Below are 25,041 nucleotides of genomic sequence, written 5' to 3'. Positions count from 1 at the left end.
AGGCTAAAAGGAGAAAAAACGTTCCGTTGTTGCAGAAAGGTGGATTTTTTATGAAGGTTGCGATATTTGATTTTGATGGAACGTTATTTCCGAATGAAACGTTTCCGCTTTTAATGAACCATTTAAAAACACACCCTAGATTTCATCAAAAGTACCGTCCATTTATGACAAGATTAATTCCAATTTATTTAGCTTATAAGTGTAAGCTTTGTCCGGAAAAGACAATGAAAGAATATTCGATGCGCCATTATTTACATTCTTTTACATCTAGTCCGGAGACAGAAATGGAGAAATTTTTTTATGAGTTAGGGGACACGATGAGCGAAAATCTAAGTGAATCTGTTTTACAAAGACTCGAGGAACATCGAAGGGATGGCTATTACATCATGCTTGTGTCTGGTGCGTTCGAGCCGCTACTTCATTCCGTTACGAAAAATGTTGCTTTCGATAAGATCATTGGGACCAGCGTTCCGCCACTACATAAAAAGGACAAACAGTTGTCGATTGATCCGATCCAAGGCGTGAGGAAAAGGGAAGTTGTAATGAACCAGTTTATTAATATGGAAGTAGATTGGGCCAATAGTTACTCTTACGGCGATAGTTATTCAGATTTAGATGTTCTTGAATTAGTTGGAAATCCAGTGGCCGTGAAGCCTGATTCGCGGCTCTCGGAAGTAGCTCGTAATCGAAAGTGGGAAATTATATAATAGTATTTACTATTGGGAAGCAGTTCGGTTTGTGAGCTGCTTCCTTTTTTATATTAAGAAAATACGTCTAAGAAACCAGGAGTTTACCTACTGTAGATGGAAGATTAGTGAAAATTTTCTCTGATAGCCTATACTAGCAGGAAATGAACTGATTGTTAATGTATATAAATATATAAGTTGGGTTAATAGAGGTGATGTGCTTGCGAAGTAAGGTGGAAATAAAGGAATTAACCAAAGTCAAAGAATATTTGAACGAGTTATCTGAGCTATTAATTAACGTGGTTGAAGAGGGTGCTTCGATTGGTTTTTTGCCACCAATTAGTAACCAAGAGGCAAAGAAGTATTGGGAAACCGTCCTTTGCCCTGAAGTGGTTTTATTAGTGGCGAAGGTCGGCAATCAAATAGCTGGAAGTGTGCAGGTCCATTTATCAACGAAGCAGAATGGTGGACATCGAGCTGAAATCGCTAAATTGATGACACACCCCGATTTTCGCCGCATGGGGATTGGTCGTTTACTGATGGAAGAAGCCGAAGCAGTGGCAAAGCAGGAAAGTCGATCATTAATCGTTTTGGATACAAGAGAAGGAGATGCTTCAAACTATCTGTATGGTTCCTTAGGATATATTCAAGGAGGGTCTATTCCTAAATATGCGAGATCGGCTAGTGGCGAATTGGATGCTACGATTATTTACTATAAAAACATTTGAGGTTTTATGGAGTGAAGGGGTAGGGGATGAGTGGAGTGGAATCTGTGTGTATAATTATAGAATTCTAGCTCTTTGGAAACCTGACCGAGTTGGTGATGTCATCTTTAACTACTAGGATTAGGATAGTTTGAATCCTGTCAACGAAAGGTACAGGAAAATGATTTTGTTATATCATGTCAAAATGGGTAACTATACGAATCCTACATGACTGGGGGTTTTTCTATGAAATACTCTACGAAAATATCTGAATGTCCGAAATGTGGAGGAACCGAATTTGGGAAAGGCAAGCATAGTGGATACGGAGTTATCTATCCAGTAAACAAGATGAGCTTTGGTTCGGATTTTGAATACATTATTTGTACAGATTGTGGATTTTTGATTGAAGGGTATGTGAAAAAGCCTGAGAAATTTAAAGGGACTCTTTAGGCTGGAATGGAGGCGGAAAATATCACGTTTTAAGAGCGGATTTTTTATCTAAACGTTTCTCAATAATATCATAATTAATCTATCCTATAATTCACCCTGATTGATAAAAGCACGGGGACGGTTCTGTTGCTTCCTAAAAGGAAGCAACAGAACCGTCCCCGTGCTGCTTTTTTAGGCCAATAATTATAGCATGATGAGGGCTTTTGGAGTTACTGATTTTTTTATCAAATATAAAAATAAATAAGTAGTATTACGTCCGTGCAGGTTGTAAAATTAGTTCAGCAATACAATCAATTTCCCCCTATTTTTTGTTCGAGGAGGAAGAGTAAATCTAATCAGATGTACAGTTGTTGCGATTGTTCCTTCGATTAGAGAAAGCGATAATAATAACTAAATGAACGTTTCCGGTTGTTGCAGTCTAATTATTCCGAATAGTAAAAATAAAATATCAAGAGGTTGATGAAAGTTGACAATGGATGCAAAAGAATTAACGATGAAGGAACCAACAATTTTTAATCACATTGGCAATAAAATTATTACAGAGGACCGAGAGATAAACATTATTGCTAGGTTAGAGGAACCCCTTATCGTTATTTTAGGAAATGTTTTAAGTCATGAAGAATGTGATGAGTTAATTCAATTGTCAAAAGATCGAATACAGCGTTCGAAAATCGGGAGTAGTCGTGAAATCGATGAACTTAGAACAAGTAGCAGCATGTTTTTTCAAGAAGGGGAACATGAGGTTGTTACTAGAGTGGAAAAAAGAATTTCTACTATCATGAATATACCGGTGGAACATGGAGAAGGTCTCCAAATTCTTAAATATCAAATTGGTCAAGAGTATAAGGCTCATTTTGACTTTTTCTCAGGAGCGAGACCTGTAAGTAACCCTAGAATTAGCACACTTGTTATGTATCTAAACGATGTGGAGCTTGGGGGAGAAACGTACTTTCCGAAACTGAATTTATCGGTTTCACCACAAAAAGGCATGGCCGTGTATTTTGAATACTTCTACAACGACCAAATGCTAAATGATTTAACGTTACATGGTGGGGCGCCAGTTATTATTGGAGATAAATGGGCGGCAACACAATGGATGAGAAGACAAAGAGCAAACTAAAAGAAACTTGTAAATTAGCTCTAAGTGATTATGATTCTGTCTTCAATCAATGATTATAGATTAGCTTAGTGGTAACTAAGTTCATAATAGAAAGCACAAAGACGCATGGGTTAAAACACGCCCCATGCGCTTTTTTATGCTTTTTCTCCTTAATTCAAAGTCCCGTTCTTCATCGTCTCAGAAGGAACTTCTACAATCGTCGTATCTTCAATCGCTTTTGCTTTATACACTAAGGCACCGTGATTATTGGAATGGAGCGTTACTTTAATTTCGTTTATACCTGACTTAAGTGTACCTAAGTTATAATATTGACCATATAGCCGGTTGATTTTTTCACCATTGATGTATAAATGGGCATGACCTTCATTATAACTTGGAGAATTCTCCCCTACTTTTTCTGGAGTGAATTTGAAATCATTGGTCTCTACTTTCAAAAGCCAAGTGCCAGAGAGGTCTTGTGTAACCGTTGTTTTTACGGAAGGGATTCTATAACCTTCAGGAATCTCGACAACCTCATGGTTTAGATGGGCCTTTTCAGCATTGGCAGGATGGTTATGTGAATTTTGGTTAATAAAATAAAAAAAGAATCCTAAAAAGAGTAGCATGAAACTAAGAAAACTTGTTAACTTTTGCATGTAAAAGCCCCACTTTAATTGATTTTATGCGGTTTTTTCCTGTCTTTTCATCATATAACCAATAAACAGCAATAACAGTCCAATGGCTAAAAACGCTAAATCATACAATAATGGATTTTCGGCTAATGGTCGGACACGATGGACTTGGAGGATATGATGATTAACGATTCCTTCTACAAGATTAAAGGTTCCGCCACCCATGAAGATTCCGCCAAGAAAAATTCTCCATTTATCACCCAATTCATTTCTTCTGGCATCTCGAAATATTTTCATTCCACCCCAAATAAGCAAAGCTGAAAAGGCAGCTGTAAAAATACCATCTGTAATAATTTCAAATTGAATATTCGGACTCAGAACCATGTGATGCCATTGCAACAGCTGATGAAAAACAATTCCATCTACGGCCCCTAATATTCCTAGTCCTAAAATAAATCCTGAGATAAATAAATTTTTATTTTTAACAGTCAAGTTACTCATCCTTTTCATAGCTTTTATCTCTTCGATTAATCCCCAAAAAGGGGAGAAAATATACATTCTGAGAGGGGTATTTAATAAAAATTAAAATCGTTTGGTGAGCCATAGATCTGATACCTCTGCTAAATATATTTTAAAGTCATCGGGAACAAATATAGAATGAAGGTTTTTCAGGAGGTCCCGGATGTTAACGATACTGTTTATGTTCGAAATTATGAAAATGACCGTACGGATCAAAAAATATACTTTATTGATTGTAACGATCCTTTTTTTAATTAGTAGTTCTTTTATCATCCATTGGTTAGAACCTGAAACATTTCCGAACGCCTTTGTTGGCTTCTGGTTTGTGATGACGACGGTTACCACAACAGGTTATGGTGATTATGTCCCCCACACAATAATCGGGCGGATTTTTGGGTTGCTTTTATACTTAATAGGGATTGGCTTGATTGGGATTGTCATCGGCAAGATTGTTGAGAGTTTTGGGATTTATCGGAGGTTGAAGGAGGAAGGGAAATTGAGGTTTAAGGGCAAGGGTCATTATGTCATCATTGGCTGGTCAAATAAGTCGAAACATACAATGAATGAATTGCTAGAAATTGATCAGCAGGCAAAGATTCTTGTCATTGACTCATTAAAAAATGCGCCCTTTGAACACGAAAGGTTCTCTTACATACAAGGAGATCCTACCGACAAAGCGACATTACAGAAAGCGAATGTTGTTGCGGCTAGAGCTGTTTTAGTTTTTACAAGAGATAATGAGGTCAATTCAGTTGCTGCTGACGGACAATCTCTTTTAATTGTGTCAGCTATTGAAGGTTTTGCAGTTGAGATGAAAACCGAGATTTATACAATCGTTGAAATTCTAAAAGATAAACATATTTCTAATTTTAAGCATGCGAATGTGGATGAGTTCATCGTTTCTGATGAGGCATTGTCCGATATGATGGCAAAGGCTGCCGTGGATAAAGGATCTAGTAAAATGATTATGGAACTTTTGAGCAGCAGAAGTGGAGTGGATATTCGAAAAGTTGAGAATTGCGATCGGTGGACGACCTATAACGATGCTTTCGAGGAGCTCAAGAAGGTGGGGGCGAACTTGATTTCTGATGGCAACGATTTCAATATTCTCACCAAATTAGAAGAACGCATCCCAACTAATGCCGAACTGTATGTGATTTGTAGTCCTGAGTCCTACAAGAAAATTGCGGGAGTGGATTAGGAGCAAGCCCGTAAAGAGAATAAACAAAGGCATCTAGAAGACGCTATATACATAACGGTTAGAAGGAGCGATATCATGAACCCATATGAAATTAAAGAAATGATTATTGATGATGGATTTGACGGGGAAGAATTCGTAACAGCTGATTTTGCTTATGATGCTAAAAGATATAGCATTACCTTTAAAAAAGCAGATTTAGAATTGGTGAATAGTTGGATTTTTGAGAAAGAGACCTCTCTGCCGGCGAATTTATCGGATGAGATGATTGAAGTACTAAGGAGAGAAGTGGAACAACGAATCTAGTGCGTTATGATTGATGATCATGAAATGGGCTGAAGGGACCACCAATAAGGTCCTTTTCTTTGTGTTTGTTTGAATTTTATAATAAAAGTGAACTTGAACATAAACGGGCGAACAACCCAATCTTTCTAAGAACTAGTGATGGTATTCCCTATTTAAAACCTGAAGTCCAACTTCTTTATATAGGGGATCATCGAGAGAAGGATTTCTAAGAATTTCAAATCTTTCTCCCTTCCCTATTACCCAAAGAAAAAGGAATGGCTAAATCTTTCTTTAAAAATGCAATTCCCTGGAGGACACCATTGGCTTGATGAACTTTAGGAAGCATAAGAACCGTCCCCTTGCTTGATTTGCGAAAATTATGAATACCTGCTATGAAACTTTTATACTATGTTATATGGTAGGTATAGATAACTAGTTCATTCGAGGGAGGCGGTTGTTTGTATCAGGCATTTGTTAATGGGATCAATCTCCACTATGACCGATTGGGAAGTGGGGAGCCACTTGTACTTATTCATGGTTTGGGCGAACGAAAAGAAGGGTGGAAGTTTCAACATGAGTTAGCAGAGCATTTCGATTTAATTATCCCGGATTTACGGGGCTTTGGGAAAACGGAGTGTCCAGAGGGAGAGGAAATTACCATCAATGTATTTGCAAAGGATGTTGTAGGATTGCTGGATCACTTAGGGATAAAAGAGGCCCATATCTGCGGTTTATCAATGGGCGGAATCGTATCCCAAGAGATTTATCAAATTCATCCTGAAAAAGTTAAGTCTTTCATTCTCGCAAGCTCAATTTCTTATGTACCAAACTGGCTTGAAAAACTTTTATTATTCATAAGAGAAAAGCGCTATCAAAATATGACGTATAATCAGTATACATCGAAAGCGACATTGAGTTGCTTGTATGATCATAGCGATGAAACGGTTCAAAAAGTCATCCCAGCTTGGTCGGAGCATCTAGACGGTTTTCTTCCAGCCTGGAAGGCCACTCTCAAAATCGATTACCGAGAAACACTGAAAAAGATTGATGTTCCAACTTTAATCATTGCTTGTCAAAACGATAAAATCTTGCCTACCTTCTGTCAAAAGCAGATGCATAAGCTAATCCCGAACTCAAAGCTACATATGATAAAAAAAGCGGGGCATGTAGGAAAAATCGAAAAGGCAGAAGAATTCAATACTGTCGTACTGGACTTTTTACTAGAAGATGTTATGAAATCGTCGAATGTGTTTTCTGCCTAGTACAGACCAAACGGTTATATAAATGTCTAGAATTGGAGGTCTACCATCTGAAAATACGTACCTAACTCTAAATTTGGTCAAAACCTTAGCTGCCTTCGGGCGGCTTTTATTGTTGGTGACGGTTCTTCGCTCCTAAAAGGTAGCAACAGAAACAACCTAGAATTGCCAGGTAGGAGTTTGATCATTTATGTTGAATAATTGTGTATAGTAATTAGATTAATACATAGGGAGGATACTAGTATGCAATTCATGATTATGGCTTATGACGGCACAGATGAAAAAGCTTTGGAAAGAAGAATAGCAGTAAGGGAGGAACATGTAAAAGGAGTGGAAGAAAACGTGAAAGCTGGACGGCATTTATATGCTGGAGCGATTCTTGATGAAGAAGGAAAAATGATTGGTTCTATGATGGTTGTGGACTATCCATCTAGAGCAGAGTTGGATCAATGGCTAAAAGATGAACCTTATGTTGTTGGAGATGTATGGAGGGAGATAGACATAAAGCCTATCAGGGTGCCTCCTATTTTCATGTAAGTTAAAATGGCAGGTTCAGTTTATCTATCTGATTATAAAATTGTACATAAAAAGAAAAGCATTGCTCCACGAGAAGCAATGCTTTTCTTTTTATGATAAGGCAAGAGGTGAAGCGCAATAATTCAGTGTTTTGTTAAGTCAAGGAAGCAGAAGAACCGTCCCCTTGTTCTTGGAGCTTTCGCCAGAGGATTTTGCCGCTTCCTGATACTGGGAGTGCGTCTAGGAATTGGACGATTCTTGGGATTTTGTAAGCTGCCATATGTTCTTTTGACCAAGCTATAATTTCCTCTTCGGATGTTCCTTTGCCTTGGTCGTTTAGGACGATAAATGCTTTTACAGTTTCTCCGCGTCTTTCATCCGGTACCCCGATAACACAGGCATTCTGAACGGATGGATGTTTATACAAGGTCATTTCGACTTCGGCTGGCCATACTTTGAAGCCAGAGGCATTGATCATTCGCTTGACGCGATCGACTAAGAAGAAATAACCTTCCACATCATAGCGGGCAATGTCGCCTGTTCTGAAAAATTCCTTTCCATCTAAGGTAACAAAGGCACCTCTGGTTTCATCAGGTCGGTTCCAATATCCTTTGAAAACTTGTTCTCCAGTGCAAATGATTTCGCCTTCTTCATTTGGACCTAGCTCTTTTAAGGTAACCGGGTCGACGATTCTTGCATCGACATCGAATTGGGGCATCCCTAAGCACTGAAGCTTTGCTCGCTCAAGCGGGTTTTGGTGGATTTGTGACATCGTTTCAGTTAATCCATATCCTTCGACATACCGGAGTCCTGTTAGATCAAAAAGCTTCTCGCCAACAGCTTCAGGAAGGGGAGCACCGCCGCCGCCAATCATTTTGAGAGATGAAATGGCCTCCTTTTTTAATTTAGGATTCGCCAAGAAATCAACCACCATCGTCGAAATATTCGTCCACCTTGTTACCCCATAACGTTCGATTAAGGTTAAGGCCACATCGCGATCCCAGCGGGTCATCACCACCATGGTAGCTCCTAAGTAAATTGGTCCATTCATGTTATGCTGTAGACCGGTTACATGATATAGCGGTAATGTGGACAAGCCAATATCAGCAGGGGAAGAATGTGCCCAAACAATTCCGCCTAAAAGCGTAGCCTGTAAGGTTTTATGTGTATGCATGCAGCCTTTTGGTTTCCCTGTTGTTCCGGATGTATATGGCAAACAACATAAATCGTCGGACTTCGCTTGGCTTGGGCTCGGCTCGACGCCTGCTGATAACGCATCATTCCAGTCAATGATGCTTGTTGAGGCAAAGGTTTCTTTAGCAGCTGCAACCGCAGGAGGGACCGAATAATCCACTTCCTTTTGCGCATAGTCCGAATAGGCGGCAACGACAATGTTGGTAAGTGGTGTATTCTCAAGACATGGTTCAATTTCAGCGATTAACTCTTGACCCGCCAGTGCAACTTTTGCGTCACAATCCGATAAATAAAACGCGACTTCGTCTTTTACATTCATCGGATTAATCGGGACCACGACAGCATCCGCTCGTAAAATCGCGTAAAAGCTAATGATGTACTGAGGAGAATTTTGCATGTAGAGTACAACTCGATCCCCTTTGGAAACACCAAGTTCCTTCTGCAAGTACCCAGCGAGCTTCGTTACTTCGGTATCGAGCTGTTTATAAGTGATTTCCGTGCCATAAAAGACGATCGCTGTTTTATTCGGATACCGTTTTGTAGTTGTCTCTAAATTGTCGTAAATCGTTGTTTCAGGAATAGGTAACGATTTCGGCAACCGCTTTGGCCAATACTCAAAATGTCTTGTAAACATAAAGTAACACCACCATTATAGAGATTAAGAGATTATAACAAATAGATGTAATCGCTTACAATTATAGATAGTTCGTTGATACCATAATATTCCACTGTGCGTTAAATTAAGTCAATTAATTATAAAGAAGGAAGGCTAGTTGTTAAATTTCGTTTTAGGGAAGTGCTAACTCTAAAAAAATTGCTATCAAAAATGACGTGTTAAATCGTCGCCATTTCTGATAGCTTTATAGCCTAGTTGCTTTCGTGCTGCTTTCTACTTGGTATACCAAACTCCACGCCCCCGATTTTGGTGTTGGAGAGATTGGTTGATTGGTTGTTTCCTTCGAACCAATGGCGGGCGTTCTCCACCATCATTAGGTTGATTTGTTCCTCTGTGACCCCGCTAGTTCTTAACTCTGGAATGATTTCTTCTAATACAAAACTCATTGTCCATTTTGGGAACATGAGTCCTGGAACTTCCTCAGGGTACCAATCGATTGAGCAACAATGGTCTTGGGATAAGAACATGCGGTCAGCATATCCTTTTTTCGCAAGTTCAATCACGGTTGTGTTTCGGTTTTCCGTTGAACACTCACTTGTTAGGCCATAACGGTCCATACCAATAAAAGATCCGTATTCTAGGACTCTTAGGATATATTCCATATTGTCGGTATCACCGGTGTGACCGATGAGAATTCTGCTTGGATCAACGCCTTCTTCTGTGAGGATTTCAAGCTGATTTAAGCCTGTTCCTGCCCCGGGGTGGGAATGAGTCATAATTGGAACTCCGGTTTTCTTATGCGCACGGGCTGCAGCGCGAATGACTTTTTCAACATCAGGTGTGATTCCCTGCGCATCTGCAGCGCATTTTAAAAAGCCTGCCTTAATCGAAGTGTTTTGGATGCCAACTTCAATATCATGGACAAATAGATCAGCCATATAGTCAATATCACGATTTTGAAAATGAGGCGGGATGTAATGGTAGGAGTAGATTCCAGTTGCGGCAATGATTTGCACTCCCGTTTCACGAGAGACTCGTTCAATAAAACGGATGTCACGGCCAAGCTCCATCACTGTTGGGTCGCAAATCGTTTTCACACCAAGAGCTTTAACCTTGTTCACTTGCGCTACTGCTTTCGCAAATTCTTTCTCTTCATCATATAAATGGGGGAATTGGACAAATACAGACTCAGAGCGCACACGCATATGCTCATGAATCAATGTTAAACCCAATTCTGAAGAATTAACTTGTCCTGTAACCGTATTAATCATTACCATGTAATAATCTCCTTTCATATTTAGATCATGTGGTGGCTTACAGATTTCAGCTAAGTTCGTAGTAGAATAATAGATAATTCATAACAGCACTCATTATTGAAGAGGTTGTAAAATTATGTATTTTTTATGATAACGCTTTCAATAATGGAGTTGAAAATGGGATTGCAAGGGCAACCTTTTTTTAATTCAAAGGCATTATTATTTTCGCTAATATTATGAATTATCTGATAGTAATAGTAACAGCCCTCTCCATCTTCTGTCAATTACAGAAATGTTAAATTTTTCATGGTAGCAAGGGGACGGTTCTTCTGCTTCCATGTTATTATTATCACTGATTACATAACTTAAGTGGGGGGATGGAAGCAATAGAACCGTCCCTCTGCTTCTATATGGGAGAGATGTTTTTTGTATCTATTAGGAGCAGCGCAAGGGGCACTTCATACCGGGGATATTATTTTTCAATTAATGATGTTTATTAGCTTACTGTTTATTCCGTTGGTGATTCTTGTTGTCTTTTTGATTGTTAAGAAAAGAAACAACCGGTTAAAACGGGTGGAGGAGAAATTAGATCAACTTCTATCAGAGAAGAACGAGAAACAATAAATAATGAGGAAAAGCGACTGTTGCCGTGACAGTCGCTTTGTCACATGCTAAGGGAACGGTTCCCTGCTTCAATTTTGCTGAACTTGAACAAGTTCCATTGATTTGCTGAGCTGCCTGACTTCAGTTAACTCGGTTGCGAGATGAAAATTAAATAGATTATATCTCTGAGCCTCAAGAAGTTCCTCGGCATATTGAACGATGTCTTTTCTTCGTACCTGAAACATTCTTTTCCCGTGCATTTTCCCACCAAACCAGCCTTTCTTCGCAAATCTTAAGATCTTAAAATAATACGTCTTATCGTCTTTCTTAACGATGCCAAGCGTTCGTTTCACAATGTTGTTTGCCTCAGGTATCGTGATATATCCATGATCCAAATGATACATTCTTCCCATTTCAAACCCCTCCTGAATAAATTTTCATTACTTCATTTTATGGGACAAGACTGGAATTATTACAGGGGGGGTTCTTATGCTTCCTTTTGGAAAAGGAAGCATAAGAACCGTCCCTTAATAATCAGGCGTTTGAATGAATATACATGAAAAGGTAATAACCAATTTGGTCCGTTGACCATAAATTACATTATTCAATCATTTAAAGTAATGGGGTGAACGTGTGTCCAAATCAATGCTTCCTACAGCATATAAATCGAAGTTAGATCGATTGGAAACAGAAATGGCCATCCATCAAATTAAGGCCAATTTTGAAAGAAAGTTAGCGGAAGAATTGCAAATTATTCGTGTTTCCGCACCGTTATTTGTTAAAGAGAGAACCGGCGTGAACGACAACTTAAATGGGGTTGAAAGGGTAGTTTCTTTCGATGCATCAGATGTGAAATGCGGGAACTTAGAAATTGTTCAATCACTCGCTAAATGGAAAAGGATCGCACTTGCTAAGTACGGGTTTAAAACGGGGACCGGGCTTTACACGGACATGAAAGCAATCAGAAGGGATGAAGTCCTCGATAATCTACATTCAATGTTTGTCGATCAGTGGGACTGGGAGAAGGTCATTACAAAACAACAACGGACCATCGCGACGTTAAAAATAGAAGTTGAAAAAATATACAAGGCATTAACTTCCACTGAACAATCCGTACATGAGCTGTATCCGTTCTTACAGCCGATTTTACCAAAATCTATTTCCTTCGTTACAACCCAGGAACTCGAGACGCTCTATCCATCATTGACACCAAAGGAAAGAGAAGATGAAATTTGTAAGAAGTATGGGGCTGTTTTTATAATGCAGATTGGTGACAGGTTACGTTCTGGAGAAGCGCATGACGGTCGTTCCCCGGATTATGATGATTGGACTCTAAACGGAGACATCGTTGTTTGGTATCCAACATTAGGTCGCGCACTAGAGTTATCCTCGATGGGAATTCGAGTAGATGAAAAAGCACTTCTGCGTCAGCTAAAAGCGTCAGATTGTGAAGATCGCGTTAAATTAGAGTATCATCAAGCCGTGTTAAACGGCGAATTGCCTTATACCATTGGTGGGGGAATTGGTCAGTCACGAGTTTGTATGTTCTTGCTCCAGAAGGCTCATATTGGGGAAGTTCAAGTTTCTGTATGGAATGACGAGATTATTGAGGAATGTAAAAATGCGAATATTTCCCTTCTCTAAAATAAACACTAGTTTGATGTGGAGGATGTGAGGTTCTGTATATAATTGTCCTCCTCTTTTCTGTATAGTTAAGGGTGTACATCATCAAGCGGAACAAACAGGATTGGCTTTTTAGATGGAGTGGAGGATATTATGCCTAAAATTATTTTAACAACAGAGAGTGGAGCAGATTTACCAGTAGATTTAGCAGACAAACACCAAGTTCAAGTCGTCCCGATGCACGTCATTATGGAGGGGCAAGATTATTTAGATGGATCATTACCTGTAACAGATATCTACGACTATTATAATCGGACGAAAAAGATACCCTCTACTTCGGCAACAAACTCCCATGAATATTATGAGTTTTTCACGAAGATCAAAGCGGATTTCCCTGATTGCGTGATTATCCATATTGGGTATACGTCGAGAGCCTCTGCTTCTTTCCAGTGTGCGGTTGTCGCATGTGAGGATATGGAAGATGTATATCTTGTCGATGCTTTGAATGTGACTGGTGGATTAGCGGCAGTTGTGATGTATGCAGTAAATTTATTAGAAAAGGAACCTACAATTGAACCGGTTCAACTGGTTGAGAAAGTTGAAGCGATTGTTCCGAAATCAAGGCTCGCCTTCGTTCCCGGAAGCTTGGAATTTTTGCGAGCGGGTGGGCGTGTCAGTAATGTTGCGTATCTCGGAGGGGCTTTGTTAAAAATAAAGCCGCGTATTGAATTAATTGAAGGCAAACTTGTTTCAACGAAGAAATATCGTGGGAATATGCGTGGAGTGACAGAGAAACTTTTGCAAGACTATTTGAGTGATTATGAAATTGATCGGGATCAACAAATATTTTTCATCTACTCCATTGGACTTGATGAAAGCATCAAACAGCGGATGGCTGAACTTGCAAAAGACAATGGTTTTAACGATGTGAAATGGATTCAAGCTGGCGCAATGATTTCGACCCATGCTGGCCCTGGTGGTTTTGGGATTGCAGGTTTAGAGAGATAGAAATATTCTCGAGTTAAAGATAAAAACTCCGCAGAGAGAAGTTCACTTTCTGCGGAGTTTTTTTATCTTTATTTTAGGATTTTAACAACAAACTTTACGAAAAGAGCCTTGTTTAATGTAACCTATAGTACTTTTAGACATTGGGATGTCATTTCGGACTGTTGATAAAACAAAAATAGGTCACGCAATTTTAATGAGAGATAAGGGCTCCTGTTAGATTGGAAGCAAAAGAACCGTCCCTATGTTTCTACACAGTTTCGCCCTGTCCTTTTTGCTTTGTATAATGCTTGGTCTGCTTCATCAATTAATTCATCTAGTCCTTTGTTATACGAAGGTCCACTTAAGCCGATGGAGATGGTTAGATTTCCGGTTGGTTGTGTTTCTTCTCGGTAAAATTTATATTCTTCTACATTTTGCCTAAAACGTTCGGCAATACGAGCGGCTGTTTCAACATTATTTACATGAGAAAAACAGATAATGAATTCCTCGCCTCCGTATCTTGCAAATACGTCTTCTTCACGCACGCTATGATTAAGTAGCTGACCCAATGTTCGTAGAACTACATCACCTGCTGGATGTCCATGCGTATCATTGTAATTTTTGAAATAGTCGACATCGACCATCGCAATAACAAATGGTTTCTTTTTATTAATAAGTTGCTCGACCTTGCTTCGAAAGTGTCGGAGGTTATATAAATTGGTCATGGTATCATGCCTTGACTGAAATTCTAATTCTTTTTTGGTTAAGAAATTTCGGTTTGAATCGTTTTGCATGAGTCCAATGCAAAGAACGGCAACAGACTCAAAAATAATCCTTGTTGTTGCAATAGGAAAGGGAACTGGGAGTATCCATAGAATAAGAGCTAATCTAGCGACCTGATAAAACATAAATGCGACCATCATATGTTTAATATCAATGATAGTGTGCGGAGGATTAAAGGCCTCTCTTCTATGGAAAAGCGCTCCAATTATAAAAGGGATTAAGATACTGTGGAAGATCCCTTCTATGACGGTAGGCCCACCAAGATCGTAACGGTACCAAATCGGAAGGATAATGGAGAATAGTCCATACTTCCAACCAGCTAGATAAGAGATAAAAAACAGCGGTACACCCCGCAAATCTAAACGTATCCCCTCATACTCCAGCGGATGATGCATGATAAACAATGACAAAAGGCTGAGAGCGAGTGCTGCAAGCCAAACAATAGAAGCATGATTCTTCAGCTTGATGGTTGAATATTCTTTCAGTTTAAGAGCCAAAAACATAAACGCAATAATCAATGTCATGTTTTCTAAAAACGAATCAAAGATGATGTGCATTAAAAGATCTCCTATAATAAAAACTCAATATCCTATTTTACTTCATGTTGGTCCAAAGTGGAAGCAAGGGGACGGTTCTTCTGCATCATTTCACAAAAATGCCTTCTTTTATAATTGATGTATGTACACAGGGTGTATAAAAGGGGTTAGGAAGCAGAAGAACCGTCCCTCTGATATAAAATCTTTGATTCTTACCTAGCTTTAATGACATGATGTAGGGGTGGTGTTTCTAGATGTAGGAGGAAGAATAAGTGTTCTATCAAGATAACGAAGTGAGGATCAGACCTATTATTGAAACGGATTTACCAAGATTGTGGGAATTAATGTACAAAGAAACCAAGCCGGAGTGGAAAAAATGGGACGCTCCATACTTCGATCATAAAGCTATTTCATACGATGAGTACATAAGTAGAAAAGATACGATCATACATCAAGATGACCAATGGCTGATTGAGGTGGATGGAGAGGTCATTGGTACCGTTAGTTATTATTGGGAGCACGAGCCTTCAAAATGGCTTGAAATGGGAATTGGCATTTATGATCCGAGGTATTGGAGTGGTGGCTATGGAACAAAGGTGCTTCGTCTTTGGATTGATCACTTGTTTACAACTATGCCTTTGGTGCGAGTAGGGTATACTACATGGTCTGGAAATATCAGAATGATCAAAGTGGGGGAAAAGCTTGGAATGACAATGGAAGGAAGAATACGAAAAGTCCGTTACTATAACGGGGAATATTATGACTCGATTCGAATGGGGTTACTTCGTGAAGAGTGGGAACAATAGAAGGAGTCATTGATAAAATACTTATCTAAATGTATTGAGAAATTTTCTAAAAACAACAAGCTGTCATTACGACAGCTTGTTTATCTCGGTCAATTGTTGTTGGCTTTTTTTGCGTTTATGAGCCGTATGACTTTTTCCCCATTCGTGCATCGCTTCTAAGATGGGTTCTAAGGTTCTCCCGTATTCGGTGATGGAGTATTCAACCTTTGGTGGAACTTGTGGGTAGACGACGCGTTCAATGATGTCTTCATCTTCTAGTTCGCGTAATTGTTTTGTTAACATCTTTTGAGTGATACCAGGCAAGCTGCGCTTTAATTCACTAAATCGTTTGGTTCCTTGCTGCAATAAATATAATAAAATAATCGGTTTCCATTTCCCGACTAAAATTCCTAAGGCATCTTCTACTTGGCAAAGTTCCGGTTTCTTTTCCATCTATTGTCCTCCCTAAGTATCTTTTAAGATACTATACCACTCTTAAGTGCGTACTTATATTCTGTTCTTCTATCTCCTATAATAACATCATGAACTTTAAAGTAAAAAGAGTTTCAGTTGCAGATATTGGTTTAAAACATAATAGAGGTGATAGATAGATGGAAAAGTATCGGATTGATGCTAGTAAAGGGTTGGAGTTTGGGATTTATACGCTTGGTGACCACTTGCCAAATCCGCTAACGGGAGACCGAATTTCCGCACAGGAACGGATCAAAGAAATCATTGAATATGCAAAGCTTGCTGACCAGGCAGGGATTGACTTTTTCAGCGTAGGAGAAAGCCATCAGGATTATTTCGCGACTCAAGCTCATACGGTGGTTCTCTCGGCGATTGCCCAAGCGACTGATAAAATTAAGATTGCGAGTTCATCGACGATCATTAGTACGTCCGATCCGGTCCGGGTGTATGAGGATTTTGCGACGATTGATTTAATTTCGGGAGGTCGTGCTGAGATTGTGGCTGGTCGGGCATCAAGAATCGGGCTTTTTGAGTTATTAGGCTACGATGTTCGGAATTATGAAGAGTTATATGAAGAAAAGTTTGAGCTGTTGTTGAAGATAAACGAAGAAAAAACCGTCAATTGGGAAGGGCAATTTCGTGCGCCATTAAGGAATGCTGAGGTTCTTCCACGGCCACAAAATGGCTCGATGCCAATTTGGCGAGCGGTTGGAGGGTCACCAGGAAGTGCTATTAAAGCGGGCTATGCTGGGGTTCCAATGTTTATGGCTCATTTAGGGGGACCTGTGTCTGCCTTTAAACAAACGGTAGATGCCTATCGTCAAGCCGCTCGGCAAGGAGGCTTCGACCCAGCGGAACTACCATTGGCAACAGCTGGATTTTTCTATGCAGCGGAAACATCGCAGCAAGCGATTAAAGAGATGTACCCTCATATTAATGAAGGCATGAAAAAAACGAATGGCCGTGGGTTTCCTGAACAGGCCTTTGCTCAGGGTGCCGACCCACATAATGTGATGAATATCGGAAGTCCTCAGGAAATCATTGAAAAAATTCTTTATCAGCATGAAGTCTTTGGTCATCAGCGCTATATTGCTCAAATCGATTTTGGTGGTGTTCCATTTGAACGCTTGCAGAAAAACATTGAGCTGATTGGAACGGAAATTTTGCCAGCGATTAAAAAGTACACGGCTAAAAAGTAGTGGAGTGAACTTCAAAGGTATTTCGTGGATAAAATAACGACAGAACCGCTCAGAATCACGCTGAGCGGTTTTATTTTTCTTGTTTTTCCTATTAAGGATTTTGTTTTGTCATCTAATTTAATGGTATTTTATGTTAAAATAATCAGAATACTGGGATTGTTTTATGATTCTAAAAAATGACTGAATTGATGCGTTGTAGATTCTTCAAAAGAGTATGAGAGGGAGAAAATGAACATTAGAAAAGTTAGTGAAAATGAAAAACCTCCGATGGAGTTATTGTTGGTAGCGGATCCTTCTGAGAAATTGGTAGAGGACTATTTAGGACGGGGAGAATGTTATGTTGCCGAAATCGATGAGGAAATCATTGGTGTGTATGTTCTTCTTCCCACAAGACCGAAAACGGTAGAGCTGGTGAACATTTCTGTGGCAGGATCCCAGCAGGGGAAAGGGATAGGCAAGAAGTTAATCCTTCATGCGATTGAAGCGGCAAAAGGGAGTGGGTACAAAACCGTCGAAATTGGTACTGGAAATTCGAGTATCGGACAATTAGCGCTTTACCAAAAATGCGGTTTTCGTATGGTTGGCGTGGATATCGATTTTTTTGTTCGGCATTACCCTGAAGAGATTGTTGAAAATGGGATTATGTGCAGGGATATGATTCGGTTGGCTATGGATTTATAATGATATGGAATTCATCGATGATTGAAAAAGTAGCAGAATAGGAGGAGGAGATTTCATGTCAAATGACTTTTACTGTGATCAAGTTTTAAATGGGAAAACGCCAGTTAATAAGGTAATAGAGACGGAAAATGTGTTGGCTTATTATCATACTAGACCTTTTTATGAGGTTCATATTGTTGCAATTCCGAAAAAACACATTCTATCCTTTGTTGATGTATCTGATGAAGATACCCCAATCTTACATGAGCTTTTATCAATAATAAGGAAAGTAGCGGCCCAGGTAACAGAGGAATATGGCGCTTGTAAGATCATGACCAACCTAGGTGAATATCAAGAATCCAAACATTTGCATTGGCACATTGTGTATGGAGAACGAATTAGGGATTAAGGTATTCGATGATGGTTGATTTCATTTGCTGATAAAAAAAGTATCATATACATAGTAGAAAACCTGTTAACAAGTTGAACCTTTTTGCTAGAGGGTGATAGGGGGAGAAAAGATTGAGGCTGACACATACTAGATTGTTAGTTGATAACTACGAGGAATGTTTCCGTTTTTATAAAGAGGTTTTAAATTTTGAATGTACTTGGGGCAATGAAACAAGTCAGTATGCTCAGTTTAAGGTTGGGGAGACGCTGCTTGCCCTATTTAATAAATCTGAAATGCTTGCGGATTTAAAGGTACAGACTGGGATTACGCAAGCGATGCTTAATGAAGTGGTCTTGATTTTTGCGGTAGACGACGTAGATGAGGTATATAAACGGTTAAAATTGAAAATAAATTTTGTGACAGAACCGCATAATCGGGAAGATTGGGGAATACGAGTGGCCCATTTCAGAGACCCGAATGGGACTTTAATTGAAATATATAAAAACATATAGATTAGAGGGGAACGAGGGATGATGATTGTTAGGGAAATAACTCCTTCAGACTCAGAAAAATTTTCTCGACTGGTACAGCAGGTAGAGGGAAGTGCGGATTTTATGCTTTGGGAGGCAGGAGAAAGAAGCATTCAACCGGAACAACAACGAAAAATGATTGAGGATCTCCTACTAAAAGAGAACTCTACGATTCTAGTAGCCATAGATGACCAGAAGAATTTAGTCGGTTATCTAATGGTCTTTGCTGGTAACGCAAGAAGGAACCGACATTCTGCTTATCTTGTGGTTGGAATTTTAAAAGAACACAGAGGTCATGGAGTAGGAACCCAATTGTTTAGGTGTCTGGATCACTGGGCCGTTGAGCATGGCATTCATCGTTTGGAATTAACCGTCGTCACCGAGAACAAAGGTGGAATAGGACTTTATCAAAAAATGGGGTTTGAGATAGAGGGAATCAAAAGAAAGTCGTTGATTATTGATGGGGAATTTTATGATGAATATTATATGGGGAAGCTTTTGTAGGCTGGTTTTCTAAGATTGTTCTATTTTAAAGGAGATTATCAACAATAATTTTATTATGTAAACAAGATTTGTGTAAGAAAGGAGCGGAAAAGTGACGACAATTGGACTCATTCGACACGGGTTAACGGAATGGAATGCGCTAGGCAAAGCTCAAGGAATTTCGGATATTCCTTTAAACGATCAAGGAAGAAGGCAAGCTTTAGAAGTTGCGGGGAGGCTGTTACAAGATGAAAAGTGGGACGTGATGATTTCAAGTGATTTGTCTAGGGCAATGGAAACGGCAAAGATTATCGGAAGTAAAGTGAATTTCCCTATAAATCTTTATGATAAAAGGATTCGGGAGATTGACTGTGGAAAGATTGAGGGCACCACTGAGGAAGAAAGAATTACAAAATGGGGAAGGAATTGGCGGGAGCTAAACCTTGGTATGGAAACGTTTGAAGACGTGTCCAATCGAGGGTTAGAGTTTTTAGCGGAAATCGTACAAACTTATAACGGTAAACGAGTGCTAGTTGTTAGTCACGGTGCGTTGATTGGGCTAACACTGCAACAAGTCTTGCCTCAAAGATTTCAAAAAACCTATATCGATAATACCTCGCTTACCATCCTAAAACATAACGAAGGCAACTGGGAATGCTCCTTGTATAACTGTACGAAACATCTGACATAGAAGCATGGGGACGGTTCTCCTGCTTCTGATTTGTGTATTTGGTAGGAAGAACTAGCCTTCGGGAGGGCAGACATTTATTAGTGAAACACTTGTTACAAGAACTGCCCTTCAGTAAGCCAGTTTTCAACGGCTTCTGCTAATTTTCCTTCATTACCCGATTTAAGCCAGATTTGTGGAATCATAAGGTAGCGACTATGGTTGCTTTTTAGGTAGCTGTATATGATTCTCGCTTGGTCCATTTCCGTCTGGTTCATTTGTTTGGATCGTGTTACTTCGTTCTTTTTAAAAAGGGATAAAACCTTTATGCTAATGATTGATGTTAGCTGCTTGGGTTCCAATCGGGAGTGTTTTTCAGAAAATAGCACCTTATTGCCTCGGATTAAGAAGAGTTTGATGTTGTTATCATCTAGCAATTCAATTACCACCATATTCTTTGGATTCGTTGCAAAGGTAATGACCTTTTTACGATCTAGCAAGAAATGAATGGCGTCTATATTTTCCTTATACTTTGCGGCAGTTTCGAAATCGAAACTTTCAGAAGCAAGGTTCATCTTTCTCTTCATTTCCATAAGAATGCTACTATCTCTCCCATTTAACAGATGAATGATCTTGTCAATTACGGCTTCGTATTGCTCCCTTGCCGGTTCACCAAGACAGATTCCCATGCATGTACCTATGGAATAGTTTAGACATGCAGATTTCCTGTTAGAAGGATTGCTACAATCGATTCGATAATGTTCCTTAATTGCCTGAAGCGCTTTTTCTACGGCATTTTTACTCGTATAAGGTCCAAAAGTTAAGGAATCTGTATCATCAAATGGTTGAGGTTCCTGGGTAATTTCAATGTCGTGACGACCTCTTTCTTTCCGTATAACAATGTACGGATAGGTTTGCGGGCTTTTCATTCTCGAGTTAAAAAAGGGCTTAATATCTTGAATCAATTTACATTCTAAGAGAAAAGCCTCAAATTCCGTATCTGTTTCTATGACTTCAAAATCATTTATATTTTTGACGAGTTTTTGAACTTTTTGTGAATGATTTTTCGAGTCTTGAAAATAAGAGCGGACCCTTTGTTTGAGGTTTTTGGCCTTCCCTACATAGATTGTATTTCCAAGAGTATCTTTCATTAAGTAAACACCAGGAGACAAAGGAAGACTTTTTCCTTTTTCCTTAATATCCATAGAAAATCCCCCCGGTTCACATCATTTGTACCTCAAACTATTACTATAACAGAATAAGAAAGCGCCTGTTGCTGTAGAATGATGGGAATAGGAAAGCACATAGTAGTTTTAAGGTAGAGAGATTCTTAAGCAATTCCCGTTTACCGTAGAATAAAAACAGGATGAATCCTAAAGGAAGAAGCTGGAGAGCTGCTTCTTTTTGCCTAGCAAAAATAGTATAATAATAGAAAACGTAGGATTAAAGGATAGAATGCAGAGTGGCCTCGGGATTTGATCTTAGGATGAATGCCTTACTAGCTTATTTCTGCTATAAAGAGAGGGAATTTTTAAATGAACTTGAAGTCTATTGCTACCCTTTTTGATGAAAATAAAGGCTCAAATGAAATCGTGCAAAATCTATTGGATACCCCTGAATTGATGATTTGGTATAGAGATCTACGGAACGATATAGTATGGGTTTCAAAAGGAATTGCCGCTATTTATGGACATACACAAGAAGAGTTTAAAGAGTTTCCTAATCTATGGTTTGAATTAGTGCATTCTGAGGATCAGTTGATGTTTGTGAACTCAATGAATCAGAATGAATTAGGGGTTGTAACAACTCTAGAATACAGAATTGTTCAATCAAATGGGGAGACAAAGTGGTTACAAAATCACGCCCATCCGATTTTGGATAATGCAGGTGAAGTGGTCGGGATAACTGGTTCTGTTTACGACATCACCGAACATAAAAACGAGACATTCAGATTGCAAAAACAACTTAAAAAGTTTGAGGAAGGGCTCTCTGCATATGAAGAAGCCCCGTTTGATTCGCTAGTTTCAGAGACCAACCCTCCAAAAGATGACACCGAAAATTGGGAGTTGAACGATAAAATAACCCCTTTCCTGATTGATAACCAGTTAAAAGCGAGTTTATCAAGTGAATTAATGACGGCGCGTGAAAAGAAACAAAAGATGGCTGTATTATTTATGGACCTTGACCGGTTTAAAGTGATTAATAATACACTTGGTTACGATACAGGAGATCAGCTTTTAAAAGAAGTAGCGCAAAGGGTGAAATCTTCCTTAGAGGATATGGATAGCATTTTCAGAGAGTACGGAGATGAGTTCATTGTCATTTTAACAGATGCGGATCGACAGGTAGCTTCAACAGTGTGTAAGCGAATCCTCGAAGCACTTGCCAGCCCTTTTATGATTAAAAGTTATGATATCTTCACTTCCGTTAGCATTGGCATCAGCTTGTTTCCTGAGGATGGAGATACGGTTGAATCGCTAATTAAACATGCCGATTTTGCGATGTACCAAGCAAAAAAGGCAGGGAAAAATCATTTTAAATTTTACTCTCTGAATGAAGAGGACCCAAATTTCAACCCTTTGAAATTAGGGATGGACCTTCATCAGGCGATTCGCAAGGATGAGTTAATCCTTCACTATCAACCGAAAGTGAGTTTACATAGTGGAAAAATCGTAGGGGTAGAAGCATTAATCCGTTGGGAACATCCTGAGCTAGGGTTGGTATCACCTGGAACTTTTATTACGATTGCGGAAGAGACAGGATTAATTATACCAATTGGGGAGTGGGTCCTCTATACGGCTTGTCAGCAAAATAAAAGGTGGCAACAAAAAGGGTTTACCACAACGGTATCAGTCAATCTATCACCAAGGCAATTTACTCAATCCAATTTGGATGAAACGGTTGCCCGGATCCTTTTAGAAACCAAGTTAGAACCTCAGTATTTAGAATTGGAAATTTCTGAGAATATGGCAGGTGATAACGAACGTACTTTTACGGCGTTAGAAAATCTTAAAAGTCTGGGTGTGCGGATTAGTATTGATGATTTTGGAACAGGCTATAGTTCTTTGAATTTCTTACAGAAGTTCCCGGTGGATACGTTAAAAATTGACCGGTCATTTGTCGAAAGAATGCAAACGAACGAGGAAGATAAAACGATTGTGAAAACCATTATTTCAATGGCTCATAACCTTAATTTGAATGTTGTGGCCGAAGGAATTCAGACGAAAGAACAACTCATTTTTCTACAGCAGCATCTTTGTGACGAGGGCCAAGGCTTCTTTTTTTCAAAACCGATACAAGCGAATGAATTAGAAGAAGCTTTGCTCGAAATTCAAGATGTGGTGAGGGATTTTGGTCTCTCTCAAGATGTAAATGAACGAATGCGGGCGGAAGAGTTACTCCGATTAGCTCGTAAGGAATTAGATGAAACGGTTCGCCTGCAACAAGGGATGATTTATAAATACAAAAAAGTGAATGATCAATTTATCCATACATTATGTGATGGTGAATTACTGTATCGGATTGGTCTTGTTCCTAGCCAAGTGGTTGGCAAACAGTTAAGCGAGTTCCTTCCTGAGGAGACAGCGAAAGAAAAGCTGGTTTATTATGAAAGAGCCTGGAATGGAGAAGAGCACGTAACCTATGAAGAAGAGTTGAATGGTATCCTCTATTTTGCAGCCTTAAGCCCGATTAAACGAGGGGGAAAGGTAGTCGAGGTCATTGCTTCGTGTATTGATATTACAGAACGAAAACAGACGGAAAAAGCATTAGCTGAAAGTGAAAATAAATATCGTTTAATCGCAGAAAATATGAGTGACTTAGTTATTTTATTCGATAAACAAGGTCAAGGCGTTTATGCTTCCCCCTCCCATAAAACTGTCCTAGGTTATGCTCCTGAATACTTTGAAGGCTCGAGCACATTAAACCTCGTTCATCCTGAAGATACTTCCATCGTCACGAGGCAATTTGCAGATGTCATTAAAAAGGCTTCTACAGCCAAAGTGGAAGTTCGCCTATTGCATGCAAATGGTGAATGGAGATTATTTGAATGTACCGCAACGCCAGTCATTGGTGAAAATGGAAAAGTGGAACATATCATGGCGGTCGGGAAGGACATTACCGAGAAAAGAAGAGCAGAAGAGCTATTATCGAATTCTGAGAAACTCTCTTTAGTGGGCGAATTGGCTGCTGGGGTTGCACATGAAATCCGAAATCCGATTACCGCGATTAAAGGGTTTATTCAATTGTTTCAACAAGGAATGATAAAAGAAGAATACTTTGACATCATTCTTTCAGAATTCAATCGGATTGAAGGTATTATTAAGGAATTTCTCTCGATTGCAAAACCGCAAGAAATTCACTTGAATCAAGTGAACATTCCCATTCTTTTGCAAGAGGTAGTAACCTTAATAAAATCGGAAGCCTCTCTTAATGGTGTCGAACTTTTCCTTGATATAAACTCAGAAATCCCGTCGATTATGTGTGACGCAAATCAAATCAAACAAGTGTTAATCAATCTATGTAAAAACAGTATTGAGGCTATGGATCCAAACCGAAAAGGGTTAATAAAGATTACCGTTCAAACCGACAAAGGTCAATTACTCATTAATGTCGTCGATAACGGAATTGGAATCAGTCAAGAACGTTTAAAAAGACTAGGAGAACCTTTCTATAGTAACAAGGAAAAAGGGACCGGCTTAGGTTTAATGCTATGCTTTAGGATCATCAGACAACATAACGGATCCCTCACCTTCCATAGCAAAGAAAACGAAGGAACCACCTCACAGATTAGATTACCAGTTGGGGACGGTTCTCCTGCTTCCTAACCAAGGTCCGTGGACCTATCTATCTCGGTGTCTAGTTCCTATTATACGAATGAAAAAATAGCAAAAGGCCTCCGAAGAAGTTT

Annotated in this window: 27 protein-coding genes and 1 pseudogene; 20 read left to right on the top strand and 8 right to left on the bottom strand. The window is 39.3% G+C overall.

Going from position 1 to position 25,041, the window contains the following annotated elements; translation table 11 throughout:
- Nucleotides 1-50 precede the first annotated feature (50 nt).
- The 4 genes from BMX30_RS19720 to BMX30_RS19705 all read left to right on the top strand — a co-directional run bounded on the left by BMX30_RS19720 (nucleotide 51) and on the right by BMX30_RS19705 (nucleotide 2,960).
- Nucleotides 51-707, top strand: coding sequence for an HAD family hydrolase (locus BMX30_RS19720; protein ID WP_090749543.1), 657 nt, complete (start codon nucleotides 51-53; stop codon nucleotides 705-707).
- 200 nt (nucleotides 708-907) lie between these two features.
- Nucleotides 908-1,414, top strand: a complete 507-nt coding sequence (locus tag BMX30_RS19715; protein ID WP_090749541.1) for a GNAT family N-acetyltransferase — start codon at nucleotides 908-910, stop codon at nucleotides 1,412-1,414.
- A 222-nt stretch (nucleotides 1,415-1,636) separates the two neighbouring features.
- Nucleotides 1,637-1,840 (top strand): transcription initiation factor TFIIIB, encoded by a 204-nt coding sequence (locus BMX30_RS19710; protein ID WP_090749538.1) that lies wholly within the window; start codon nucleotides 1,637-1,639, stop codon nucleotides 1,838-1,840.
- 466 nt (nucleotides 1,841-2,306) lie between these two features.
- Nucleotides 2,307-2,960 carry a 2OG-Fe(II) oxygenase gene (locus BMX30_RS19705; RefSeq protein ID WP_425283788.1) on the top strand — a complete coding sequence of 218 codons (654 nt, stop codon included), beginning with the start codon at nucleotides 2,307-2,309 and terminating at the stop codon, nucleotides 2,958-2,960.
- 149 nt (nucleotides 2,961-3,109) lie between these two features.
- Here the strand turns inward: BMX30_RS19705 and BMX30_RS19700 are convergent, their stop codons facing one another.
- Both BMX30_RS19700 and BMX30_RS19695 read right to left on the bottom strand, forming a co-directional pair.
- A complete protein-coding gene (locus BMX30_RS19700; RefSeq protein WP_090749536.1) occupies nucleotides 3,110-3,595 on the bottom strand; it encodes a hypothetical protein in 486 nt (161 codons plus the stop codon).
- A gap of 24 nt (nucleotides 3,596-3,619) precedes the next feature.
- Nucleotides 3,620-4,081 (bottom strand): DUF2243 domain-containing protein, encoded by a 462-nt coding sequence (locus BMX30_RS19695; RefSeq protein WP_244532678.1) that lies wholly within the window; start codon nucleotides 4,079-4,081, stop codon nucleotides 3,620-3,622.
- 163 nt (nucleotides 4,082-4,244) lie between these two features.
- On the opposite strand from BMX30_RS19695, the pseudogene BMX30_RS24210 reads away from it, so the two are divergent.
- The 5 genes and pseudogenes from BMX30_RS24210 to BMX30_RS19675 all read left to right on the top strand — a co-directional run.
- Nucleotides 4,245-4,544 (top strand): annotated as a pseudogene (locus BMX30_RS24210) (ion channel); the annotation flags it as partial.
- Nucleotides 4,545-4,568: 24 nt separating this feature from the next.
- Complete coding sequence (locus tag BMX30_RS19690) at nucleotides 4,569-5,291, top strand: NAD-binding protein (RefSeq protein WP_342028085.1); 723 nt, start codon at nucleotides 4,569-4,571, stop codon at nucleotides 5,289-5,291.
- 75 nt (nucleotides 5,292-5,366) lie between these two features.
- A complete protein-coding gene (locus BMX30_RS19685) occupies nucleotides 5,367-5,594 on the top strand; it encodes a hypothetical protein (RefSeq protein WP_090749531.1) in 228 nt (75 codons plus the stop codon).
- Nucleotides 5,595-6,031: 437 nt separating this feature from the next.
- Nucleotides 6,032-6,835 carry an alpha/beta fold hydrolase gene (locus tag BMX30_RS19680; protein WP_170843951.1) on the top strand — a complete coding sequence of 268 codons (804 nt, stop codon included), beginning with the start codon at nucleotides 6,032-6,034 and terminating at the stop codon, nucleotides 6,833-6,835.
- Nucleotides 6,836-7,075: 240 nt separating this feature from the next.
- Nucleotides 7,076-7,369: a YciI family protein gene (locus tag BMX30_RS19675; RefSeq protein ID WP_090749525.1), complete on the top strand. Its 294-nt coding sequence runs from the start codon at nucleotides 7,076-7,078 to the stop codon at nucleotides 7,367-7,369.
- A gap of 133 nt (nucleotides 7,370-7,502) precedes the next feature.
- On the opposite strand, the gene BMX30_RS19670 is transcribed toward BMX30_RS19675, so the two are convergent.
- Together BMX30_RS19670 and BMX30_RS19665 are read right to left on the bottom strand one after the other, a co-directional pair.
- Nucleotides 7,503-9,176: a long-chain fatty acid--CoA ligase gene (locus BMX30_RS19670; protein ID WP_090749523.1), complete on the bottom strand. Its 1,674-nt coding sequence runs from the start codon at nucleotides 9,174-9,176 to the stop codon at nucleotides 7,503-7,505.
- Between the two features lie 233 nt (nucleotides 9,177-9,409).
- A complete protein-coding gene (locus BMX30_RS19665; protein WP_090749521.1) occupies nucleotides 9,410-10,435 on the bottom strand; it encodes a phosphotriesterase family protein in 1,026 nt (341 codons plus the stop codon).
- Nucleotides 10,436-10,840: 405 nt separating this feature from the next.
- Between BMX30_RS19665 and BMX30_RS19660 the strand changes: the two genes are divergently transcribed.
- Nucleotides 10,841-11,038, top strand: coding sequence for a hypothetical protein (locus BMX30_RS19660; protein ID WP_090749519.1), 198 nt, complete (start codon nucleotides 10,841-10,843; stop codon nucleotides 11,036-11,038).
- Nucleotides 11,039-11,106: 68 nt separating this feature from the next.
- On the opposite strand, the gene BMX30_RS19655 is transcribed toward BMX30_RS19660, so the two are convergent.
- Nucleotides 11,107-11,430 (bottom strand): hypothetical protein, encoded by a 324-nt coding sequence (locus tag BMX30_RS19655; protein ID WP_090749517.1) that lies wholly within the window; start codon nucleotides 11,428-11,430, stop codon nucleotides 11,107-11,109.
- Between the two features lie 232 nt (nucleotides 11,431-11,662).
- Between BMX30_RS19655 and asnA the strand changes: the two genes are divergently transcribed.
- Both asnA and BMX30_RS19645 read left to right on the top strand, forming a co-directional pair.
- Complete coding sequence (asnA, locus tag BMX30_RS19650) at nucleotides 11,663-12,661, top strand: aspartate--ammonia ligase (RefSeq protein WP_090749596.1); 999 nt, start codon at nucleotides 11,663-11,665, stop codon at nucleotides 12,659-12,661.
- A 132-nt stretch (nucleotides 12,662-12,793) separates the two neighbouring features.
- Nucleotides 12,794-13,648: a DegV family protein gene (locus BMX30_RS19645; RefSeq protein ID WP_090749515.1), complete on the top strand. Its 855-nt coding sequence runs from the start codon at nucleotides 12,794-12,796 to the stop codon at nucleotides 13,646-13,648.
- A 239-nt stretch (nucleotides 13,649-13,887) separates the two neighbouring features.
- On the opposite strand, the gene BMX30_RS19640 is transcribed toward BMX30_RS19645, so the two are convergent.
- A complete protein-coding gene (locus tag BMX30_RS19640) occupies nucleotides 13,888-14,967 on the bottom strand; it encodes a GGDEF domain-containing protein (RefSeq protein WP_170843950.1) in 1,080 nt (359 codons plus the stop codon).
- 251 nt (nucleotides 14,968-15,218) lie between these two features.
- Here BMX30_RS19640 and BMX30_RS19635 point away from each other — a divergent pair, with 251 nt between their 5' ends.
- Nucleotides 15,219-15,752 (top strand): GNAT family N-acetyltransferase, encoded by a 534-nt coding sequence (locus BMX30_RS19635; RefSeq protein WP_090749513.1) that lies wholly within the window; start codon nucleotides 15,219-15,221, stop codon nucleotides 15,750-15,752.
- A 66-nt stretch (nucleotides 15,753-15,818) separates the two neighbouring features.
- Here BMX30_RS19635 and BMX30_RS19630 read toward each other — a convergent pair whose 3' ends face one another.
- Entirely contained in the window at nucleotides 15,819-16,184 is a 366-nt protein-coding gene (locus tag BMX30_RS19630; protein WP_090749511.1) for a winged helix-turn-helix transcriptional regulator, read from the bottom strand.
- A 158-nt stretch (nucleotides 16,185-16,342) separates the two neighbouring features.
- Between BMX30_RS19630 and BMX30_RS19625 the strand changes: the two genes are divergently transcribed.
- The 6 genes from BMX30_RS19625 to BMX30_RS19600 all read left to right on the top strand — a co-directional run bounded on the left by BMX30_RS19625 (nucleotide 16,343) and on the right by BMX30_RS19600 (nucleotide 20,156).
- Nucleotides 16,343-17,401, top strand: a complete 1,059-nt coding sequence (locus tag BMX30_RS19625; RefSeq protein WP_090749509.1) for an LLM class flavin-dependent oxidoreductase — start codon at nucleotides 16,343-16,345, stop codon at nucleotides 17,399-17,401.
- Nucleotides 17,402-17,629: 228 nt separating this feature from the next.
- On the top strand, nucleotides 17,630-18,082 hold the full coding sequence (locus BMX30_RS19620; protein WP_090749507.1) for a GNAT family N-acetyltransferase: 453 nt from the start codon (nucleotides 17,630-17,632) through the stop codon (nucleotides 18,080-18,082).
- A 55-nt stretch (nucleotides 18,083-18,137) separates the two neighbouring features.
- Nucleotides 18,138-18,470 carry an HIT domain-containing protein gene (locus tag BMX30_RS19615; protein WP_090749505.1) on the top strand — a complete coding sequence of 111 codons (333 nt, stop codon included), beginning with the start codon at nucleotides 18,138-18,140 and terminating at the stop codon, nucleotides 18,468-18,470.
- A 113-nt stretch (nucleotides 18,471-18,583) separates the two neighbouring features.
- Nucleotides 18,584-18,964, top strand: a complete 381-nt coding sequence (locus BMX30_RS19610) for a VOC family protein (RefSeq protein ID WP_090749503.1) — start codon at nucleotides 18,584-18,586, stop codon at nucleotides 18,962-18,964.
- A gap of 21 nt (nucleotides 18,965-18,985) precedes the next feature.
- Nucleotides 18,986-19,486: a GNAT family N-acetyltransferase gene (locus BMX30_RS19605; protein ID WP_090749592.1), complete on the top strand. Its 501-nt coding sequence runs from the start codon at nucleotides 18,986-18,988 to the stop codon at nucleotides 19,484-19,486.
- 91 nt (nucleotides 19,487-19,577) lie between these two features.
- Nucleotides 19,578-20,156: a histidine phosphatase family protein gene (locus BMX30_RS19600; RefSeq protein WP_090749501.1), complete on the top strand. Its 579-nt coding sequence runs from the start codon at nucleotides 19,578-19,580 to the stop codon at nucleotides 20,154-20,156.
- Nucleotides 20,157-20,248: 92 nt separating this feature from the next.
- Here the strand turns inward: BMX30_RS19600 and BMX30_RS19595 are convergent, their stop codons facing one another.
- Nucleotides 20,249-21,337, bottom strand: a complete 1,089-nt coding sequence (locus tag BMX30_RS19595; protein WP_090749499.1) for a GIY-YIG nuclease family protein — start codon at nucleotides 21,335-21,337, stop codon at nucleotides 20,249-20,251.
- A gap of 330 nt (nucleotides 21,338-21,667) precedes the next feature.
- Here BMX30_RS19595 and BMX30_RS19590 point away from each other — a divergent pair, with 330 nt between their 5' ends.
- The gene (locus BMX30_RS19590) at nucleotides 21,668-24,958 is read left to right on the top strand and encodes an EAL domain-containing protein (RefSeq protein WP_090749497.1); all 3,291 of its coding nucleotides are present in this window, start codon (nucleotides 21,668-21,670) and stop codon (nucleotides 24,956-24,958) included.
- Nucleotides 24,959-25,041 lie beyond the last annotated feature (83 nt).

Origin of the sequence: Mesobacillus persicus (assembly GCF_900109925.1) — a bacterium.
Classification (GTDB): Bacteria; Bacillota; Bacilli; order Bacillales; family Cytobacillaceae; genus Mesobacillus_B; species Mesobacillus_B persicus.
This window is presented reverse-complemented; position numbering and strand designations above follow the sequence as displayed.